The following is a 1,461-nucleotide window of genomic DNA, read 5'->3' as shown; positions in this document are numbered from 1 at the left end:
TACGCAGGTTAGCCAAGAGTTTTGAGCGATCTCTTCTTCCAATTGTCCTGGGCCCCAGCCAGCATAGCCTAGAGCGACAAGATAATTTTCTGGGCCATTACCTTTTGAAATCGCAGCTAAAATATCTTGAGACGTACTTAATTGAATTGATTTGGTTACGGCAAAGGAGCTGTCCCAAGATGAACCATCGTTATGCAGAACGAAGCCTCGATCGACTTGAACCGGACCGCCTTGCATGACTTCAATTGGCGACTCAGTTTCTAAAAGAGGAAGCTCGAGTTGCTCGAATATTTCATTTAGATCGAGATAAGCGGCTTTATTGACCACGATACCCATGGCTCCTTCTTCATTATGTTGGCAAACGTATGTGATCGTGCCATTGAAGTGCGGATCTTCTAAACGCGGCATCGCAATTAAAAAATGGTTTTGTAGGTTGATTGAATCAGTCAACTTGGCTCTCTCAAATATTGCGCTGGCCGTAGTTTAGTCGCGCTAAAAGCTATATACACCTTTTCCTGTGTAAGAAAATGTACGGATGAGTTCAAGTACATCGCGTTCTTTTCTTACTTCACTTGGGAAGGGAGCAAAGGGCGCGGCGCGGCTGACGATATCTTTGGTTTTTGCATCTAATACTAGGTCACCAGAACTTGAACGAATTTCAACATCTCTAAGACTGCCATCTGAATAGATGGAGATTAAAACGCGAGGCTTTCCGTACAGTTTACGTCCACGATCTGTAGGGAAAAATTGACGCCCTACCCGCTCAATTTTAGCAACGACTTGTTCAACGTAACGTGCATCAACAGCCTTCATTGTAGAAGCCGCTGCTAGACGAGTAACACGAGGTTTTTTGGCATATTGCTGAAGCTGTTCTTCGTAGCTTGCTTCTAATTCTGCAATTTGCAAGCTGCGCTCAATCAGAGAGCGTAATTCAGGCTGCTCAGAATCAGGGACATACTCTTGATCGGGAGCGAACAACGCACTGAAAGAATCATCTGCGACACGCGTTACCACAGCGCTTCGTTTTTCAGTTTCTTGTTGTTGTGGTTTGGCCGGAGATGCTGATTCTTGAATTAGCATACTTTCATCGATCGACTTAGTTGGAGAACTTTGTCTTACTTTTTCCTCGACGTTTCCACTGCCTTGCTGATTAGTTTGAGCTAAAAAATCTGCTTGGTCAGGCCGTTTTTCGTCATCAAATCGTGCCAAGGTAATTTCCATGGTTTTGGCGACGGGTTTGGGGTCATCTTGAATAAAATCGGTGAGTACCATGAGTACATGGAGTGCAATGGCGACAAAAATGGTGAAGCTCAAGCGGTCACTAGCTTTTATATTTGCTTGAGGTATTGCTGCCACGACTTCATGCTCTCCGGTCTATTTAGACGAATTATTGATTTAACTTCTGTTCGATAACGCACATTAGATCGCCTGCAATATCAAGATCATAGGCGCGATTAATTT

General features: G+C 44.1%; 2 protein-coding genes. Both read right to left on the bottom strand.

The window, feature by feature from the left end; translation table 11 throughout:
• Window positions 1-450, bottom strand: a 450-nt coding sequence (locus A3762_RS12765; protein WP_068755899.1) for a YqgE/AlgH family protein, incomplete at its 3' end; no start/stop codon positions are given.
• Between the two features lie 42 nt (window positions 451-492).
• Complete coding sequence (locus tag A3762_RS12760; RefSeq protein WP_082869120.1) at window positions 493-1,356, bottom strand: energy transducer TonB; 864 nt, start codon at window positions 1,354-1,356, stop codon at window positions 493-495.
• Window positions 1,357-1,461: the final 105 nt, after the last annotated feature.

It is taken from the genome of Oleiphilus sp. HI0125 (assembly GCF_001635355.1).
The sequence above is the reverse complement of the archived record's forward strand: the minus strand, read 5'-3'. Positions and strand labels throughout refer to the sequence as shown.